Source organism: Streptococcus oralis, from assembly GCF_016028255.1.
In the GTDB taxonomy this organism is placed as follows: domain Bacteria; phylum Bacillota; class Bacilli; order Lactobacillales; family Streptococcaceae; genus Streptococcus; species Streptococcus oralis_AC.
Window position 1 is genome coordinate 196476 of the sequence record NZ_CP065707.1, and the last position, 15143, is coordinate 211618.

The window sequence follows — 15143 nt, forward strand, 5'->3', positions numbered from 1 at the left end:
AGAGCTAGACTAAGAGCACAAGACTCCATCATCATAACACTCAACAAAATTGATGATTTTATACTAATTCGATGATCGCCATTGGTGCAGCATCACCACGACGTGGTTCAGTTTTAAGGATACGAGTGTATCCACCGTTACGTTCAGCATAACGAGGCGCGATTTCTGAGAACAATTTTTGAAGTACTGTAGTAGAAGTGTACTTATCAGTTGCTTCATCATAGTTTTCAGATGCGATTTCATTACGTACGAAAGCAGCTGCTTGACGACGTGCATGCAAATCACCACGTTTACCTAGAGTAATCATTTTTTCAACAGTTTTACGGATTTCTTTAGCACGAGCTTCAGTTGTCACGATTGATTCGTTGATCAAAAGGTCAGTTGTCAAATCGCGAAGCATTGCTTTACGTTGTGAGCTAGTGCGTCCTAGTTTACGGTAAGCCATGTATTCCTCCTTTATTTATCTTTTAATCCAAGACCCAAGTCAATGAGTTTGAGTTTCACTTCTTCCAAACTCTTGCGTCCAAGATTTCGTACTTTCATCATCTCTGCTTCAGATTTTTCTGTCAAATCATGCACAGTGTTGATACCGGCACGTTTCAAACAGTTGTATGAACGCACAGACAAGTCCAGTTCCTCAATCGTACGATCCAAAATACGATCGTCAGATTCAGTATCAGCTTCTTTCATCACTTCAGTTGACTTAGCAATCTCAGTAAGATTTGTAAACAAATCAAGATGTTCTGTCAAGATTCGTGCTGAAAGCCCTAAAGCATCTTCTGGAATAATTGTTCCATTAGTCAAGATTTCAAGGGTTAATTTGTCAAAACCATCGTTGCTACCTACACGAGCAGGCTCTACTTGATAGTTGACTTTTGTAACTGGTGTATAAATAGAATCTACAGCAAGTGTTCCAACTGGTGCATTATCTTTTTTGTTTTCATCAGCAGGTACATATCCACGACCACTGTTAACAGTCATTGTCGCTTTTAGAGAAGAACCTTCACCGATTGTAAAGAGATAATGATCTGGATTTACAATCTCAATATCACTGTCAGTCAAAATGTCTCCAGCTGTAATTTCAGCAGGACCTTCAACGTCAAGCTCAATGATTTTTTCGTCTTCAACGTATGATTTCACTGCAATCCCTTTAATGTTCAGAATGATTTGCATCACGTCTTCACGAACACCTGGAACTGTGTCGAACTCATGCAAGACACCTTCAATGTTGATAGATGTCACTGCTGCTCCTGGTAGAGAAGCTAGTAGTACACGACGAAGAGAGTTACCAAGAGTTGTACCGTAGCCACGTTCAAGCGGTTCGATTACAAACTTGCCATAATCTTTATTTTCATCAATTTTTGTTATATTTGGTTTTTCAAACTCGATCATTTAGTTACTCCCTCTTAAACGAAAAGCAGTGTAATGCAATGATTATACACGGCGACGTTTTGGAGGACGAGCACCATTGTGTGGCACTGGAGTCACATCACGAATTGCTGTTACTTCAAGACCAGCGGCAGCAAGCGCACGAATAGCTGACTCACGACCAGAACCTGGACCTTTTACAGTAACTTCAACTGATTTAAGACCGTGTTCTTGTGCAGATTTAGCAGCAGCTTCAGAAGCCATTTGAGCAGCGAATGGTGTAGATTTACGAGAACCTTTGAAACCAAGAGCACCTGCTGATGACCAAGCAATTGCATTACCATGCACATCAGTAATCATAACAATAGTGTTATTAAATGTAGCGTGAATATGAGCAATACCAGATTCGATATTCTTTTTCACACGACGTTTACGTGTTGGTTTAGCCAAGACTTTTACCTCCTATATTATTTTTTCTTACCAGCAATCGCAACAGCTTTACCTTTACGAGTGCGAGCGTTGTTTTTAGTGTTTTGTCCACGGACAGGAAGTCCACGACGGTGACGAATACCACGGTAAGAACCGATTTCCATCAAACGTTTGATGTTCAAGTTTACTTCACGACGAAGGTCACCTTCAACTTTGATTGCATCCACTTCACGACGGATAGCATCTTCTTGATCTGATGTAAGGTCACGTACACGAACATCTTCTGAGATTCCAGCAGCAGCCAAAATTTTCTTAGATGTTGCAAGTCCGATACCATAAACGTAAGTCAATGAGATTACTACACGTTTGTCATTTGGAATGTCAACTCCAGCAATACGAGCCATGTTTTCTCCTTTCTATCTTATCCTTGACGTTGTTTGTGTTTTGGATTTGCTGGGCAAATTACCATAACACGACCATTACGACGAATTACTTTACAGTATTCGCAAATTGGTTTGACCGATGGTCTTACTTTCATTTCTTATCCCTCCAAGTTTTTCGATTATTTAAAGCGGTAAGTGATACGTCCACGTGTCAAGTCATATGGACTCATCTCGACAGTAACACGATCTCCCGCTAAAATACGAATATAGTTTTTACGAATTTTACCAGAAACTGTTGCTAAAATCTGATGTCCATTTTCAAGTTCAACCGTAAACATTGCGTTAGGCATTGTATCGACTACTTTGCCTTCAACTTCAATCACATCGTCTTTTGCCACGCAAAAGCACCTCCATAAATTTCGATTTGATGCCTCTAAACACAGAGACAACAATTATAAGTCAGACTATCTCAGTATAACATTTGTAACGATTTTTTGCAAGTGTGAAAAACGCTTTATTTCAAATTTGTCAATACTTTTTCGATGTCTTTAAACACATCATTGATATCTTGATTTCCTTCGATATCGTGGACCAAACCTTTAGCACGGTAGTGAGCAATGATTGGTTCACCTTGAGCGATATTGACATCCAAACGACGCTTCACTGTCTCAGGTTTGTCATCCTCACGTTGGTAATAATCTTCTTCTTTGTAGTCAACTGGTGGGTTGAAAACTTTGTGGAAGGTTTCACCTGTTTCGCGGTGGATAATACGGCCACTCAAACGTTCCAAGAGACAATCTGGGTTCACTTCGATATTAATCACACCTTCAAGTTCAATACCAAGTTCAGCCAATGTTTTGTCTAAAGCATGGGCTTGTTCAATTGTGCGTGGGTAACCATCCAACAAGAAACCTGTTTCTTTGATATCATCCTGTGAAAGGCGTTCTTTAACAATTCCATTTGTAACTTCATCTGGAACCAACTCACCTTTGTCAATGTATGACTTTGCAAGTAGACCCATTTCAGTTTGATTTGCCATAGCAGCACGGAACATATCTCCAGTTGAAATGTGTGCCACGTGGAATTGTTCCACAATTTTAGCTGCTTGCGTTCCCTTACCTGCTCCAGGTAATCCCATAATCAAAAGATTCATGATCTGATCTCCTTATTTTGTATTTAAATAGAAGCAAAAAGCTAGTTTCAACTCCTATTTAAAAACAAAATAGAAGAGGGGAGACGAAAGTCTCTCTTATAGATAGACCTTCATACTCCACTCTCTAAGCAAAAGTAGTCTTGCTTTTATTCTGTTTTGTCCATGAAACCAACATACTTACGTTTCAATAGGTAACCTTCTAGCTGTTTGATTCCTTCGATACCTGTCGAAATAATGATCAAAAGACTAGTTCCCCCAAAAGCAACCGCTTCTGAGAGTCCAAAGACATCTTTTGCTACAATCGGCAAGATTGAAATCACACCAAGGAAAAGGGAACCGACGGTTGCAAGACGACGAAGAAGTTTCGACATAAACTCTTCCGTTCCTTTACCTGGACGGACACCATGGATATAGGCTCCGCTCTTTTGCAAGTTTTCTGCTGCTTTCTCTGGATTGATCTGTACAAATGTATAGAAGAATGTAAAGAGAATAATCAGCAGTGCATACATGGCAACACCTGTTGGAGATGTTGTAGATAACATTTCCTGTGCTGTACGTACCCAAGCCCAATCATGACCTGTAGCGCTGACAAACTGAAGAATAGCCGCAGGTGCTGCTGTAATGGAACTTGCAAAGATAACTGGGATAACACCAGCAGGATTGACCTTCAAAGGAAGGTAAGAACTGGATGGAGCACCTTGAGCAACTTTTGTATATTGGATTGGAATTTTATATTCTGCCTGTTGTACATATGTTGTAAAGTAAACAATCAACAAGACAGCGATAATGAGAATAACGACAAATATAATAGATGACGTCAACCGATCACTTGGAATATTGACAAAATAGTCCTCATAGATACCATGAATCATCTCTGGAATTGAAGCCACAATCCCTGCAAAGATAATCATAGACACCCCGTTACCATATCCCTTATCAGTGATTTGCTCCCCTAGCCAAGTAACAATCATAGTACCTGCAGTCAGGATAATACCAATCGTAACAAAGACTTGAGGGGTTAGATCTGTCGTTAATAATTTTGCACCAGATAGAGTATTAAAACCAGCAGTGATTCCGATTGATTGCACAAACGCAAGTACAAGCGCAATATAACGAGTCGCTTGGTTTATCTTTCTCCGTCCTACTTCCCCCTGCTTGCCCCACTCTACAAACTTTGGAACAATATCCATTTGTAGCAATTGAACAACGATGGAAGCTGTGATATACGGACTCACACCGAGTGCAAAAACCGAGAAGTTCTTCATGGCATTCCCTGAAACTAAACTAAGCATGTTTAAGAAGGATAATCCACTCAAAGCTTCCAGACTTTTTGCATTCACACCTGGTACAGTAATACTAGTCCCGATACGGAAGACAAGTATGATAAAAATCGTAAAGAGAATTTTTGATCGTACTTTCTTAACCTTGAGGGCCTCTTTTAATAATTTAAAAAACATAGGTCACCTCTCTAGATGACTTCTACTGAACCACCTTTAGCAGTGATAGCTTCTTCAGCTGTTTTTGAGAATTTAGCTGCTTTCACAGTCAACTTCTTAGTCAACTCACCGTTACCAAGAATTTTAACGCCTGATTTTTCAGCCTTTACAATTCCTGCTTCGATAAGAACAACTGGAGTAACTTCAGTACCATCTTCAAAAACGTTCAATTGATCAAGATTTACAATTGCGTATTCTTTAGCGTTGATGTTAGTGAATCCACGTTTTGGAAGACGACGGAACAATGGAGTTTGTCCACCCTCAAAACCAAGGCGAACTCCGCCACCGCTACGAGCTTTTTGACCTTTTTGACCGCGACCAGATGTTTTACCGTTACCTGATGAAGTACCACGACCAACACGGTTACGTACTTTACGAGAACCTTCTGCAGGTTTCAATTCATGAAGTTTCATTATTTTTTCTCCTCTTTTGTAAAATGCTAGCGCCGATAAGAGAGAAAAGGTTGTCTCCCTTATCAACTCGCCTATACATTCGTCATCTTAGATGACTATATCTAGTTTTAGGGGATGAGTATTGCTACATCCCCTAAAAATTCATTAGTTTACTTCTTCAACTGTTACCAAGTGAGATACTGCTGTGATCATACCACGGATAGCAGCGTTGTCTTCTTTGATAACAGAGCTGTTCAATTTGCCAAGTCCAAGTGCTACAACAGTTTTACGTTGTGATGGAATGCGTCCGATTGGAGACTTAGTCAAAGTAATTTTAATTTGAGCCATTTTATCCCCTTTCTTATGCCAAATCAGAAACTGAAATACCACGAAGGGCAGCAACTTCTTCAGCGCGTTTCAATTGTTTCAAACCTTCAACAGTTGCACGAACAATGTTGATTGGAGTGTTAGAACCAAGTGATTTAGATGTAATATCTGCCACACCTGCCAATTCCACAACGGCACGAACTGCACCACCAGCGGCAACTCCAGAACCTTCTACAGCAGGTTTCAACAATACTTTAGCTCCACCAAATTCTGAAAGAACTTCGTGTGGGATTGTTGTTCCAACCATAGGAACTTCAATCAAGTTTTTCTTAGCATCTTCTACTGCTTTACGGATTGCTTCTGGAACTTCTTGAGCTTTACCAGTACCAAATCCTACGCGACCGTTGTGGTCACCAACAACAACAAGAGCTGCGAAACGAAGACGACGTCCACCTTTAACAACTTTTGTAACACGGTTGACAGCAACTACGCGTTCTTCTAATTCAACTGCATTGTCTTTAAATGCCATTTTCTAGTGTCCTCCTATTAGAATTTCAATCCGTTTTCACGAGCTGCATCAGCCAAAGCTTTCACACGTCCGTGATATAGATATCCACCGCGGTCGAACACCACTTCTGAAATACCTTTAGCGTTTGCACGTTCTGCAACGAGTTTACCGACAGCAACGGCTTGTTCAGTTTTAGTTCCTTTTGAAACTTCTTTGTCAAGAGTTGAAGCACTTGCGAGCGTTACACCCGCTACGTCATCAATCACTTGAGCGTAGATGCCTGTATTAGAACGGAATACGTTCAAACGTGGGCGATCAGCAGTTCCAGAGAGTTTTCCGCGAACGCGACGGTGGCGTTTTTGGCGGAGTTTGTTTTTATCTGGTTTAGAAATCACAGTTTTCACCTCTTTAGTTTTAAATCGTGTGCTATGCACAAAGTTGGAAAATAGGTCGGTGGTTGAAGATCAACCACTCAACATTATTTACCTGTTTTACCTTCTTTAAGACGAACGTATTCGCCAACGTAACGGATACCTTTACCTTTATATGGTTCTGGTGAGCGAAGGCTACGTACGTAAGCAGCTGTTTGACCAACTACTTCTTTTGAAATTCCGCTAACAACGATTGTTGTTGGGTTTGGAAGTTCAAAAGTAATTCCTTCTGGAGCTTCAACTTCGTCTGGATGAGATTTACCAACAGCCAAGACAAGTTTGTTTCCTTGAAGTTGTGCACGGTAACCAACCCCACGCATTTCAAGTTCTTTCTTGAATCCTTCTGATACACCAACAACCATGTTGTTCAAAAGGGCACGAGTAGTTCCGTGGATTGTTTTCATTTCTTTTGAATCGTTTGGACGGTGAAGAGTTACTTCAGTACCTTCCACACGGATTTCAATATCTTTTGAGAACTCACGAGTAAGCTCTCCTTTAGGTCCTTTTACAGTTACTACGTTGTCATTGTTAGTGAGTTCAACACCAGCAGGCAACACGATAACTTTATTACCAATACGTGACATGTTTATTTTCTCCTGTTAGATTGTCAGGCCATTACAGCCAGTTTTCACGGGGGGCATTCGGATTAGAGCAAACCTAGTTTCTTTCGAAAAGCTTTGACAAACTCCTGATATTCTGTCAATACATCAATAGCCGCAGGACTATAACCAATTTCACATAAAAGAGATACAAGGTCATCTTTTGACAATTCAGCCAAAGCGTCTTCTGCAACAATAAGTTTTTCATTCAATTCAGTAGCTTTCATCTTTTTCTCCTAAACTAATTTATTCTCTATTTAGCTGATCAGTAAATCAGCTAAATTGAACACGAGCTATGGTCTGTGTGAAAAAGACAAATCTTCCTAGAGTGTTAACACTCTTTGTCAGATTTCCTATTTTCACATTGCCCATGACGCTCTTTGTATCTTGATTTTACCAAACGTAAGCGATAACTTCTCCACCAACATTCTTTTGGCGCGCTTCTTTATCAGTAAGCAAACCTTCAGAAGTTGAAAGGATAGCAATTCCAAGTCCGTTAAGAACTTTTGGAAGATCTTCACGTTTTTTGTAGACACGAAGTCCTGGTTTAGAAACACGTTTCAAGTTAGTGATAACTTTTTCACCGTTTGGTCCGTATTTAAGGAATACACGGATGATGCCTTGTTTGTCATCTTCGATGATTTCAACGTTTTTTACAAAACCTTCGCGTTTAAGGATTTCAGCAATTCCTTTTTTGATGTTTGATGCAGGTACTTCAAGTACTTCGTGTTTAGCTTGGTTAGCGTTACGAATACGAGTTAGGAAGTCTGCGATTGGGTCAGTCATAACCATTTTATTTTTCTCCTCTTACTAGTAGTTTGCAAGTTGCACTTGCTAGTTAATACATGATACAAAGAGCGTAACAGCAAGAGCAAAAATAGGCAATTTGATGCAGGAGCGATGCTCCAAAGAAAATTGGTCTTTTTTGCCAAAGCTGTAGCTCGTGTTCAAATTGGCAAGCCCAACTGAACCCGGGCTAAACTCTGTGTGAAAAAGATAAACTTTCCTAGAAACTTCAGTTTCTTCGTCAAGTTTCCTATTTTCACTTGGAGTTTTGACGCCCTTGATATCTTAAATTACCAAGATGCTTTTGTTACACCAGGGATTTGTCCTTTGTAAGCTAATTCACGGAAGCAAACACGGCAAAGTTTAAATTTGCGGTAAACTGAATGTGGACGACCACATTTTTCACAACGAGTATAAGCTTGAGTAGAGAACTTCGCTGGACGTTTGTTCTTAGCAATCATTGATTTTTTAGCCATTAGATTTACCTCCTATATTATTTTGCAAAAGGCATTCCAAGGCCTGTAAGCAATGCACGTGACTCTTCGTCAGTGTTAGCAGTTGTTACGATAACGATGTCAAGACCACGAGTTTTGTCAACGTCATCGAAGTTGATTTCTGGGAAGATCAATTGTTCTTTCACACCAAGTGTGTAGTTTCCGCGTCCATCAAATGATTTTGTTGGAACACCGTGGAAGTCACGTACACGTGGAAGTGAAACTGAAACCAATTTATCCAAGAATTCGTACATACGTTCACCACGAAGGGTAACTTTTGCACCGATCGCAACACCTTCACGAAGACGGAAGCCGGCGATTGATTTTTTAGCTTTAGTGATAAGTGGTTTTTGACCTGAGATAAGTGCTAATTCTTCAGCAGCTTTTTCAAGACTTTTAGCGTTTGATACAGCTTCACCAACACCCATGTTCAAAACGATCTTATCTACTTTAGGCACAGCCATCACTGATGAGTAGTTAAATTGTTCTGTCAAAGCAGGAACTACTTCATTAAGATATTTTTCTTTTAAACGATTTGCCATTATACTTCTCCTTTCCTTCGTGATTAATCAAGCACTTCGCCTGATTTTTTGTTGTAGCGAACTTTTTTACCGTCTACAAATTTGTAACCAACACGACCAGCTACACCATTTTTATCCAATACTTGAACATTTGATACGTGGATAGCTGCTTCTTTCTCGATGATACCACCTTGAGGAAGCTCGTTAGTTGGACGTTGGTGTTTCTTAACGATGTTAACACCTTCAACGATAACTTTGTTTACTTTTGGAAGAGCAGTAAGGACAACAGCTTCTGTTCCCTTATCTTTACCAGCGATTACGCGAACTTTGTCGCCTTTTTTTACAAACATTAGATTTCTCCTTGATTTTTCTTACGCCCATAAGGGCACCCTAGCTTGAAGCTAGGGGACTAGTTTGTTTCTAAAAATTAAAGTACTTCTGGAGCAAGTGACACGATCTTCATGAAGCCACCTTCACGCAATTCACGTGCAACTGGGCCAAAGATACGTGTTCCGCGAGGAGTTTTGTCTTCACGGATGATAACTGCTGCGTTTTCGTCAAACTTGATGTATGAACCATCAGCACGACGAGCACCTGATTTAGTACGAACGATAACAGCTTTTACAACGTCACCTTTTTTAACCGCACCACCAGGAGTAGCTTGTTTTACAGATGCCACAATGACATCACCGATGTTCGCAAATTTACGTTTAGAACCACCAAGAACTTTGATAGTCAAGATTTCACGTGCACCGCTGTTGTCTGCGACTTTCAAACGAGTTTCTGTTTGAATCATTTCAGTTTTCTCCTTTCAGGCTTGATTAGATGATGACCGCTTCTTCAACAACTTCTACAAGACGGAAACGTTTTGTAGCTGAAAGCGGACGAGTTTCCATGATACGTACGATATCGCCTTCTTTGGCAACATTGTTTTCATCATGTGCTTTGTATTTTTTAGAGTAGTTAATACGTTTACCATAGACTGGGTGGTTACGTTTTGTTTCAACTACAACTGTGATTGTCTTGTCCATTTTGTCAGATACAACACGTCCAACAAGAACTTTACGATTATTGCGTTCCATTGAAATTTCTCCTTCCCTAGTCTATTATTTCGCTTCAGATTGAACTGTTTTGATACGAGCGATTTGTTTTTTAACTTCTTTCAAGCGAGCTGTTTGTTCCAATTGACCAGTAGCAGCTTGGAAACGAAGTTCAAACAATTCTTTTTTCAATTCGTTTTCGCGCTTCGCGAGTTCTTCTTGAGAAAGACCACGAAGTTCTTTAACAAATTCTTTTACTTCATTAAGTTTCATGCCTTCTCCTTATTCTGCTTCACGTTTTACGAATTTACATTTAACTGGCAATTTGTGGCTAGCAAGACGAAGCGCTTCGCGAGCGATCTCTTCAGATACACCAGCAACTTCAAACATCACTTTACCACGTTTAACTGGTGCTACCCAACCTTCAGGTGCCCCTTTACCAGATCCCATACGCACACCGATAGCTTTAGCAGTGTATGATTTGTGTGGGAAGATTTTAATCCAAACTTTACCACCACGTTTCATGTAACGAGTCATGGCGATACGAGCAGCTTCGATTTGGCGGTTAGTGATCCAGTGGCTAGTTGTAGCTTGAAGACCGTATTCACCGAAAGCTACTTCTTTTCCACCTTTTGCTTCACCGCGCATTTTTCCACGGAATTCACGACGGTGTTTAACACGTTTAGGTACTAACATTGGTTATTTACCTCCTTTAGTGTTTTTACGAGCTGGAAGAACTTCACCACGGTAGATCCATACTTTAACACCAAGTTTACCGTATGTAGTATCTGCTTCTTCCCAAGCGTAATCGATATCTGCACGAAGTGTGTGAAGTGGAACAGTTCCTTCAGAGTATCCTTCAGCACGGGCGATATCTGCACCGTTCAAACGACCTGATACTTGAGTTTTGATTCCTTTAGCTCCAGCACGCATTGCACGTTGGATTGCTTGTTTTTGTGCACGACGGAAAGCGACACGTTGCTCCAATTGACGAGCAATTCCTTCACCTACAAGGTGAGCATCTAAATCAGGTTGTTTGATTTCGATGATGTTGATGTGTACTTGTTTTCCAGTCAATTTGTTAAGTTTTGCACGGAGTGCATCAACGTTAGCACCACCTTTACCGATAACCATACCTGGTTTAGCAGTGTGAAGTGAAACGTTAACTTTGTTTACTGCGCGTTCAATTTCGATAGTTGAAACCGCTGCGTCAGCAAGCTCTTTTTGAACGAATTTACGGATTGCAAGATCTTCATGAAGGTAATCCGCGTATTCTTTTTCAGCATACCATTTGGCATCCCAATCACGGATGATGCCGACACGCATACCAATTGGATGTACTTTTTGACCCACGATTTTACCTCCTTATTTTTCTGCAACAGCTACAGTGATGTGAGCTGTACGTTTGTTGATTGGTGAAGCTGAACCTTTCGCACGTGGACGGAAACGTTTCATAGTTGGTCCTTCGTTTGCGAATGCTTCAGATACTACCAAGTTAGCTTTGTCCAAACCAAAGTTGTTTTCAGCGTTAGCTACAGCTGAGTTCAAAACTTTCAAGATGATTTCAGCAGCTTTGTTTGGTGTGAATGTCAAGATTGCAATAGCATCGGCTACGCTTTTACCACGGATGTTGTCAAGAACAAGACGTGATTTACGAGGTGAAACACGTACTGTACGAGCCATTGCTTTAGCTGAAGTAATTTCTGCCATTTATGTTCTCCTTATTTTCTACGTGTTTTCTTATCGTCTGCAGCGTGACCTTTGTAAGTACGAGTTGGTGCAAATTCACCAAGTTTGTGACCTACCATGTCTTCTTGGATGTAAACAGGTACGTGTTTACGTCCGTCATAAACTGCAATAGTGTAACCAATGAAACTTGGGAAGATCGTTGAACGACGTGACCAAGTTTTGATAACTTTTTTCTTTTCGTCGTTAGCTTGAGCTTCAACTTTTTTCATCAAATGCTCATCGACGAAAGGTCCTTTTTTAAGACTGCGTCCCATTTTTATATTTTCTCCTTTAAATGTTGTACCACAGCGGCTTGCGCTCACATGGAGCGCTACCGAGCTGGCGGATTTACTAGATGCTTAAGCGACTAGTTTACTATTATTTCTCGTTGCGACGACGAACGATAAGTTTGTCAGATTTCGCTTTCTTGTTACGAGTTTTAAGACCAAGAGCAGGTTTGCCCCATGGAGTAGATGGTGCTTTACGACCAACTGGTGCTTTACCTTCACCACCACCGTGTGGGTGATCGTTAGGGTTCATTACAGAACCACGAACTGTTGGGCGGATACCTTTCCAACGGCTACGTCCTGCTTTACCAAGGTTCACAAGTCCATGTTGTTCGTTTCCGACAACACCAACTGTAGCACGACAAGTTCCAAGAATCATACGAACTTCGCCAGATTGAAGACGAACAAGAACGTATTTACCTTCTTGACCTAATACTTGAGCAGAAGCTCCAGCTGCACGGACCAATTCTCCACCACGACCTGGTTTCAACTCGATGTTGTGGATCAAAGTACCAACTGGGATGTTTGCAAGTGGAAGAGCGTTTCCGACTTTGATATCTGCTTCAGGACCTGAAACGATACGTTGACCAACTTCAAGACCTTTTGGAGCGATGATGTATGCTTTCACACCGTCAGTGTAGTGTACAAGAGCGATGTTTGCAGAACGGTTTGGATCGTACTCGATTGTTTTAACAACTGCTTCAACGTTGTCTTTGTTACGTTTGAAGTCAACCAAACGGTAGAAACGTTTGTGTCCACCACCTTGGTGACGAACAGTGATACGACCGTTGTTGTTACGACCAGCCTTGTTCTTCAAAGCAACAAGCAATGATTTTTCAGGAGTGCTTGTTGTGATTTCAGCGAAATCCAAAGAAGTCATATTACGGCGACCGTTTGTTGTTGGTTTATAAACACGAATTCCCACGATATTTCCTCCTTAGATTATTCAGCTTCAGCAGCGAACAACTCGATTGCTTTTGAATCAGCTGTAAGTGTGATGATAGCTTTTTTAGTTTTGTTAGTAAAACCAGTGTAACGTCCAACACGTTTTGCTTTTGGTTTTACGTTGATTGTGTTAACGTTGGCAACTTTAACACCTTCGAAAGCAGCTTCAACAGCTTGCTTGATCAAAAGTTTGTGTGCACGAGTGTCAACTTCAAATACATATTTTCCTGCTTCAAGTTGAGCCATTGAGCTTTCAGTGATGACAGGTTTTTTGATAACATCATACAAATTCATTATGCAAGAACCTCCTCGATTTTAGAGATAGCTGCTTGTGTGACAAGAAGTTTGTCGCTATTTGCGATGTCAAGAACACTTGCAGTTGTAGCAGTTGCAACTTTCACATTTGGAAGGTTACGAGCTGAAAGAGCTGCGAATTCATTTCCTTCTTCAAGGATAACAAGAACTTTTGAATCGATGCTCAATGCTGCAAGAACTTTTGCAAATTCAGCAGTTTTTGGAGCTGTAAATGAAAGAGCGTCTACAGCTACGAATTTGTTTTCAGCAACTTTTTCAGAGTAAACTGATTTAAGAGCTAGGCGACGAACTTTTTGTGGAAGTTTGTAGCCGTATGAACGTGGAGTTGGTCCGAAGACAACACCACCACCACGCCATTGTGGTGAGCGGATAGAACCTTGACGAGCACGTCCAGTTCCTTTTTGACGCCATGGTTTGCGTCCACCACCTGATACTGCAGAGCGGTTTTTAACAGCGTGTGTTCCTTGACGAAGGCTTGCGCGTTGGCTGATGATCACATCAAACACAACTGATTCATTTGGTTCGATACCAAATACTGCATCGTTAAGAACAACTTGGCCAGCTTCTTTACCAGTTTGGTCAAATAATGTTACGTTTGCCATTGTGACTGATTTCCCCTTTCTTTATTATTTACCAGCTTTAACTGCTGATTTGATAGTGATAAGAGATTTCTTAGCACCTGGTACGTTACCTTTGATAAGGATAACGTTCTTTTCTGGAACAACTTGTACAACTTCAAGGTTTTGAATTGTTACGCGGTCGCCACCCATACGTCCTGCAAGGTTTTTACCTTTGAATACGCGGTTAGGTGCAACAGGTCCCATAGAACCTGGACGACGGTGGTAACGAGAACCGTGAGCCATTGGCCCACGTGATTGTCCGTGGCGTTTGATAACACCTTGGAAACCTTTACCTTTAGAAGTACCAGTTACGTCAACTACGTCTCCAGCTGCGAATGTTTCAACTGTGATTTCAGCACCAACTTCCAAGCCTTCAACGTTTTTGAATTCACGAATGAAGCGCTTAGGAGCCGTGTTAGCTTTCGCTACATGTCCTTTAGCAGGTTTGTTGCTCAATACTTCACGTTTGTCATCGAAACCAACTTGGATAGCGTTGTATCCGTCTGTTTCTACAGTTTTAACTTGAAGAACAACGTTTGGAGTTGCTTCAATAACTGTTACAGGGATCAATTCGCCAGCTTCAGTGAAGATTTGAGTCATTCCCACTTTTTTCCCTAAGATTCCTTTTGTCATGAGAAAATAGTTCCTTTTCTATATTTTTTATTCAAAAAGTTTTTAACGAGCGTTTTTTATGCTCAAGTCTAAGATACAAAGGGCGTCAAACTCAAAGTGAAAATAGGAAACTGACGCAGTGTCTAACAGACACTAGGAAGTTTATCTTTTTCACACCGAGTTTAGCCCGTGTTCAATTAAATTGAAACACCAGCCTCTGCTCTTTTATATTTTAGATTAAAGTTTGATTTCTACGTTTACACCACTTGGAAGATCCAATTTCATCAAAGCATCAACTGTTTTTTGGGTTGGGTTAACGATATCGATCAAACGTTTGTGTGTACGCATTTCAAATTGTTCGCGAGAGTCTTTGTATTTGTGAGTCGCACGAATGATTGTGTAGAGGCTACGCTCAGTTGGAAGTGGGATTGGACCCGCAACTTGTGCACCTGTACGAGTAGCTGATTCTACGATTTTTGCAGCCGCTGTATCAAGCGTACGGTGTTCGTAAGCTTTCAAACGGATACGGATTTTTTTGTTTGCCATCTTTTTCTCCTTTTCGTCTATTTAAGATAATAGGCTAGCTCCACAAGAAAACCGACGCGCGTTGCGTGGCAATGCAACCGAGCGTGTCGCAACCTCTTGCATCACAGCTAAAGCTGTAATTTACAGCACCATAATAGAATAACACAAAGCCCCTGCGATTGCA

The 15143-nt window shown here is 40.9% G+C and carries 30 protein-coding genes; all 30 read right to left on the reverse strand.

Annotated elements, in window-relative coordinates:
• Positions 1-58: 58 nt before the first annotated feature.
• The 30 genes from rplQ to rpsJ all read right to left on the reverse strand — a co-directional run bounded on the left by rplQ (position 59) and on the right by rpsJ (position 14980).
• Positions 59-445, reverse strand: a complete 387-nt coding sequence (gene rplQ / locus I6G42_RS00910; protein ID WP_000331495.1) for a 50S ribosomal protein L17 — start codon at positions 443-445, stop codon at positions 59-61.
• Positions 446-456: 11 nt separating this feature from the next.
• Positions 457-1392, reverse strand: a complete 936-nt coding sequence (locus tag I6G42_RS00915) for a DNA-directed RNA polymerase subunit alpha (RefSeq protein ID WP_000568993.1) — start codon at positions 1390-1392, stop codon at positions 457-459.
• Positions 1393-1434: 42 nt separating this feature from the next.
• Entirely contained in the window at positions 1435-1818 is a 384-nt protein-coding gene (rpsK, locus tag I6G42_RS00920; protein ID WP_001118385.1) for a 30S ribosomal protein S11, read from the reverse strand.
• A 17-nt stretch (positions 1819-1835) separates the two neighbouring features.
• Positions 1836-2201 (reverse strand): 30S ribosomal protein S13, encoded by a 366-nt coding sequence (gene rpsM, locus I6G42_RS00925; protein WP_000090781.1) that lies wholly within the window; start codon positions 2199-2201, stop codon positions 1836-1838.
• A gap of 17 nt (positions 2202-2218) precedes the next feature.
• Positions 2219-2335, reverse strand: coding sequence for a 50S ribosomal protein L36 (gene rpmJ / locus I6G42_RS00930; RefSeq protein WP_001808836.1), 117 nt, complete (start codon positions 2333-2335; stop codon positions 2219-2221).
• 24 nt (positions 2336-2359) lie between these two features.
• Entirely contained in the window at positions 2360-2578 is a 219-nt protein-coding gene (gene infA, locus I6G42_RS00935; RefSeq protein WP_001029883.1) for a translation initiation factor IF-1, read from the reverse strand.
• A gap of 116 nt (positions 2579-2694) precedes the next feature.
• Positions 2695-3333 carry an adenylate kinase gene (locus tag I6G42_RS00940; protein ID WP_038804633.1) on the reverse strand — a complete coding sequence of 213 codons (639 nt, stop codon included), beginning with the start codon at positions 3331-3333 and terminating at the stop codon, positions 2695-2697.
• Positions 3334-3479: 146 nt separating this feature from the next.
• Complete coding sequence (secY, locus tag I6G42_RS00945; protein ID WP_000465380.1) at positions 3480-4790, reverse strand: preprotein translocase subunit SecY; 1311 nt, start codon at positions 4788-4790, stop codon at positions 3480-3482.
• A gap of 11 nt (positions 4791-4801) precedes the next feature.
• Positions 4802-5242, reverse strand: coding sequence for a 50S ribosomal protein L15 (rplO, locus tag I6G42_RS00950; protein WP_000766092.1), 441 nt, complete (start codon positions 5240-5242; stop codon positions 4802-4804).
• 144 nt (positions 5243-5386) lie between these two features.
• The gene (rpmD, locus tag I6G42_RS00955; RefSeq protein ID WP_000057241.1) at positions 5387-5569 is read right to left on the reverse strand and encodes a 50S ribosomal protein L30; all 183 of its coding nucleotides are present in this window, start codon (positions 5567-5569) and stop codon (positions 5387-5389) included.
• Between the two features lie 13 nt (positions 5570-5582).
• Positions 5583-6077, reverse strand: a complete 495-nt coding sequence (gene rpsE / locus I6G42_RS00960) for a 30S ribosomal protein S5 (protein WP_000874204.1) — start codon at positions 6075-6077, stop codon at positions 5583-5585.
• Positions 6078-6094: 17 nt separating this feature from the next.
• Positions 6095-6451 carry a 50S ribosomal protein L18 gene (gene rplR / locus I6G42_RS00965; RefSeq protein WP_000624044.1) on the reverse strand — a complete coding sequence of 119 codons (357 nt, stop codon included), beginning with the start codon at positions 6449-6451 and terminating at the stop codon, positions 6095-6097.
• 83 nt (positions 6452-6534) lie between these two features.
• Positions 6535-7071, reverse strand: a complete 537-nt coding sequence (rplF, locus tag I6G42_RS00970; RefSeq protein WP_038804634.1) for a 50S ribosomal protein L6 — start codon at positions 7069-7071, stop codon at positions 6535-6537.
• Between the two features lie 62 nt (positions 7072-7133).
• The gene (locus tag I6G42_RS00975; RefSeq protein WP_000648250.1) at positions 7134-7313 is read right to left on the reverse strand and encodes a hypothetical protein; all 180 of its coding nucleotides are present in this window, start codon (positions 7311-7313) and stop codon (positions 7134-7136) included.
• A gap of 166 nt (positions 7314-7479) precedes the next feature.
• Positions 7480-7878 (reverse strand): 30S ribosomal protein S8, encoded by a 399-nt coding sequence (rpsH, locus tag I6G42_RS00980; RefSeq protein WP_000245504.1) that lies wholly within the window; start codon positions 7876-7878, stop codon positions 7480-7482.
• A gap of 284 nt (positions 7879-8162) precedes the next feature.
• Positions 8163-8348 (reverse strand): type Z 30S ribosomal protein S14, encoded by a 186-nt coding sequence (locus tag I6G42_RS00985; RefSeq protein ID WP_001085697.1) that lies wholly within the window; start codon positions 8346-8348, stop codon positions 8163-8165.
• 17 nt (positions 8349-8365) lie between these two features.
• Positions 8366-8908 (reverse strand): 50S ribosomal protein L5, encoded by a 543-nt coding sequence (gene rplE / locus I6G42_RS00990; protein ID WP_000013542.1) that lies wholly within the window; start codon positions 8906-8908, stop codon positions 8366-8368.
• Between the two features lie 23 nt (positions 8909-8931).
• A complete protein-coding gene (gene rplX / locus I6G42_RS00995) occupies positions 8932-9237 on the reverse strand; it encodes a 50S ribosomal protein L24 (RefSeq protein WP_000497691.1) in 306 nt (101 codons plus the stop codon).
• Positions 9238-9314: 77 nt separating this feature from the next.
• Complete coding sequence (rplN, locus tag I6G42_RS01000) at positions 9315-9683, reverse strand: 50S ribosomal protein L14 (protein WP_000616548.1); 369 nt, start codon at positions 9681-9683, stop codon at positions 9315-9317.
• A gap of 25 nt (positions 9684-9708) precedes the next feature.
• Positions 9709-9969 carry a 30S ribosomal protein S17 gene (gene rpsQ, locus I6G42_RS01005; RefSeq protein WP_000440801.1) on the reverse strand — a complete coding sequence of 87 codons (261 nt, stop codon included), beginning with the start codon at positions 9967-9969 and terminating at the stop codon, positions 9709-9711.
• 24 nt (positions 9970-9993) lie between these two features.
• Positions 9994-10200, reverse strand: coding sequence for a 50S ribosomal protein L29 (gene rpmC, locus I6G42_RS01010; RefSeq protein ID WP_000772918.1), 207 nt, complete (start codon positions 10198-10200; stop codon positions 9994-9996).
• Between the two features lie 9 nt (positions 10201-10209).
• Positions 10210-10623: a 50S ribosomal protein L16 gene (rplP, locus tag I6G42_RS01015; RefSeq protein WP_000960948.1), complete on the reverse strand. Its 414-nt coding sequence runs from the start codon at positions 10621-10623 to the stop codon at positions 10210-10212.
• A gap of 3 nt (positions 10624-10626) precedes the next feature.
• Positions 10627-11280 carry a 30S ribosomal protein S3 gene (gene rpsC, locus I6G42_RS01020; protein WP_000529936.1) on the reverse strand — a complete coding sequence of 218 codons (654 nt, stop codon included), beginning with the start codon at positions 11278-11280 and terminating at the stop codon, positions 10627-10629.
• A gap of 12 nt (positions 11281-11292) precedes the next feature.
• Positions 11293-11637: a 50S ribosomal protein L22 gene (rplV, locus tag I6G42_RS01025; RefSeq protein WP_000818137.1), complete on the reverse strand. Its 345-nt coding sequence runs from the start codon at positions 11635-11637 to the stop codon at positions 11293-11295.
• A gap of 11 nt (positions 11638-11648) precedes the next feature.
• Positions 11649-11930 (reverse strand): 30S ribosomal protein S19, encoded by a 282-nt coding sequence (rpsS, locus tag I6G42_RS01030; RefSeq protein ID WP_000533766.1) that lies wholly within the window; start codon positions 11928-11930, stop codon positions 11649-11651.
• A 103-nt stretch (positions 11931-12033) separates the two neighbouring features.
• Positions 12034-12867 carry a 50S ribosomal protein L2 gene (rplB, locus tag I6G42_RS01035; RefSeq protein ID WP_000512905.1) on the reverse strand — a complete coding sequence of 278 codons (834 nt, stop codon included), beginning with the start codon at positions 12865-12867 and terminating at the stop codon, positions 12034-12036.
• 17 nt (positions 12868-12884) lie between these two features.
• On the reverse strand, positions 12885-13181 hold the full coding sequence (locus I6G42_RS01040) for a 50S ribosomal protein L23 (RefSeq protein WP_001055347.1): 297 nt from the start codon (positions 13179-13181) through the stop codon (positions 12885-12887).
• Complete coding sequence (gene rplD / locus I6G42_RS01045; protein ID WP_000024537.1) at positions 13181-13804, reverse strand: 50S ribosomal protein L4; 624 nt, start codon at positions 13802-13804, stop codon at positions 13181-13183. Before rplD ends, I6G42_RS01040 begins: the two co-directional genes overlap by 1 nt.
• A gap of 24 nt (positions 13805-13828) precedes the next feature.
• Positions 13829-14455: a 50S ribosomal protein L3 gene (gene rplC / locus I6G42_RS01050; RefSeq protein WP_000160197.1), complete on the reverse strand. Its 627-nt coding sequence runs from the start codon at positions 14453-14455 to the stop codon at positions 13829-13831.
• A 216-nt stretch (positions 14456-14671) separates the two neighbouring features.
• Positions 14672-14980 (reverse strand): 30S ribosomal protein S10, encoded by a 309-nt coding sequence (gene rpsJ, locus I6G42_RS01055; RefSeq protein WP_001284513.1) that lies wholly within the window; start codon positions 14978-14980, stop codon positions 14672-14674.
• Between the last annotated feature and the right edge of the window lie 163 nt (positions 14981-15143).

Bases quoted from the DNA above. Each gene is read 5' to 3' on its own strand.
- rplE (WP_000013542.1), bottom strand. From the start codon at position 8,908: ATGGCAAATCGTTTAAAAGAAAAATATCTTAATGAAGTAGTTCCTGCT.
- I6G42_RS01040 (WP_001055347.1), bottom strand. From the start codon at position 13,181: ATGAATTTGTATGATGTTATCAAAAAACCTGTCATCACTGAAAGCTCA.
- rplV (WP_000818137.1), bottom strand. From the start codon at position 11,637: ATGGCAGAAATTACTTCAGCTAAAGCAATGGCTCGTACAGTACGTGTT.
- secY (WP_000465380.1), bottom strand. From the start codon at position 4,790: ATGTTTTTTAAATTATTAAAAGAGGCCCTCAAGGTTAAGAAAGTACGA.
- rpsM (WP_000090781.1), bottom strand. From the start codon at position 2,201: ATGGCTCGTATTGCTGGAGTTGACATTCCAAATGACAAACGTGTAGTA.
- I6G42_RS00975 (WP_000648250.1), bottom strand. From the start codon at position 7,313: ATGAAAGCTACTGAATTGAATGAAAAACTTATTGTTGCAGAAGACGCT.
- rplC (WP_000160197.1), bottom strand. From the start codon at position 14,455: ATGACAAAAGGAATCTTAGGGAAAAAAGTGGGAATGACTCAAATCTTC.
- rplQ (WP_000331495.1), bottom strand. From the start codon at position 445: ATGGCTTACCGTAAACTAGGACGCACTAGCTCACAACGTAAAGCAATG.
- rpmC (WP_000772918.1), bottom strand. From the start codon at position 10,200: ATGAAACTTAATGAAGTAAAAGAATTTGTTAAAGAACTTCGTGGTCTT.
- rplP (WP_000960948.1), bottom strand. From the start codon at position 10,623: ATGTTAGTACCTAAACGTGTTAAACACCGTCGTGAATTCCGTGGAAAA.
- I6G42_RS00915 (WP_000568993.1), bottom strand. From the start codon at position 1,392: ATGATCGAGTTTGAAAAACCAAATATAACAAAAATTGATGAAAATAAA.
- I6G42_RS00940 (WP_038804633.1), bottom strand. From the start codon at position 3,333: ATGAATCTTTTGATTATGGGATTACCTGGAGCAGGTAAGGGAACGCAA.
- rpsE (WP_000874204.1), bottom strand. From the start codon at position 6,077: ATGGCATTTAAAGACAATGCAGTTGAATTAGAAGAACGCGTAGTTGCT.
- I6G42_RS00985 (WP_001085697.1), bottom strand. From the start codon at position 8,348: ATGGCTAAAAAATCAATGATTGCTAAGAACAAACGTCCAGCGAAGTTC.
- rpsS (WP_000533766.1), bottom strand. From the start codon at position 11,930: ATGGGACGCAGTCTTAAAAAAGGACCTTTCGTCGATGAGCATTTGATG.
- rplN (WP_000616548.1), bottom strand. From the start codon at position 9,683: ATGATTCAAACAGAAACTCGTTTGAAAGTCGCAGACAACAGCGGTGCA.
- rpsH (WP_000245504.1), bottom strand. From the start codon at position 7,878: ATGGTTATGACTGACCCAATCGCAGACTTCCTAACTCGTATTCGTAAC.
- rplF (WP_038804634.1), bottom strand. From the start codon at position 7,071: ATGTCACGTATTGGTAATAAAGTTATCGTGTTGCCTGCTGGTGTTGAA.
- rplD (WP_000024537.1), bottom strand. From the start codon at position 13,804: ATGGCAAACGTAACATTATTTGACCAAACTGGTAAAGAAGCTGGCCAA.
- rpsJ (WP_001284513.1), bottom strand. From the start codon at position 14,980: ATGGCAAACAAAAAAATCCGTATCCGTTTGAAAGCTTACGAACACCGT.
- rpmD (WP_000057241.1), bottom strand. From the start codon at position 5,569: ATGGCTCAAATTAAAATTACTTTGACTAAGTCTCCAATCGGACGCATT.
- rpmJ (WP_001808836.1), bottom strand. From the start codon at position 2,335: ATGAAAGTAAGACCATCGGTCAAACCAATTTGCGAATACTGTAAAGTA.
- rpsQ (WP_000440801.1), bottom strand. From the start codon at position 9,969: ATGGAACGCAATAATCGTAAAGTTCTTGTTGGACGTGTTGTATCTGAC.
- rplO (WP_000766092.1), bottom strand. From the start codon at position 5,242: ATGAAACTTCATGAATTGAAACCTGCAGAAGGTTCTCGTAAAGTACGT.
- rplX (WP_000497691.1), bottom strand. From the start codon at position 9,237: ATGTTTGTAAAAAAAGGCGACAAAGTTCGCGTAATCGCTGGTAAAGAT.